The sequence below is a fragment of the Listeria sp. SHR_NRA_18 genome (assembly GCF_003856515.1).
Taxonomy (GTDB): domain Bacteria; phylum Bacillota; class Bacilli; order Lactobacillales; family Listeriaceae; genus Listeria_A; species Listeria_A newyorkensis.
Genome location: NZ_QPKR01000077.1, coordinates 1 through 427, shown reverse-complemented (window position 1 = coordinate 427; position 427 = coordinate 1). Strand labels below are relative to the sequence as shown.

At 48.5% G+C, this 427-nt stretch carries 1 protein-coding gene; it reads right to left on the bottom strand.

Going from position 1 to position 427, the window contains the following annotated elements:
- Positions 1–427 (bottom strand): DUF2931 family protein (locus DUK53_RS17220; protein ID WP_124893256.1); only part of this gene is annotated, 427 nt, incomplete at both ends.

Sequence of the window (427 nt, the reverse complement as noted above, 5' to 3'; positions counted from 1 at the left end):
CTGCAATCTTACCTTCCGGAGCAAGACCAATTTGTATATTGTCGTAATACCGGATATTACCCTGATAATCCTTATACACGCTGGGTTTGCGCATTTTATCCACAACGGCGTCAGATAGGGTCAGGCTAGTTTCATACACTCTTTTATCAATCACGGAGTCCCAGCAAAAAAGAATATGCCTGGGGGGATGTTTAACGTGATTCCAGTGCCCTCCGGGTGCTCGATCGGTATCATTCCAATTACCGATGACTTTATCCAGGTCCGGGGTGCTATCCAGCGTATTAAACCGGTAATCAGTACCGTTAGCATCAAGGATAGCGACAAACGTTACCCGTGCGGGTAGTGCATTGGGCGTGAAAAAATTAAATCTCCACTCGGTGGGCACATCGTTTTGGACAGAAACCTCCTGGGGCTGGCCCGCACCGTG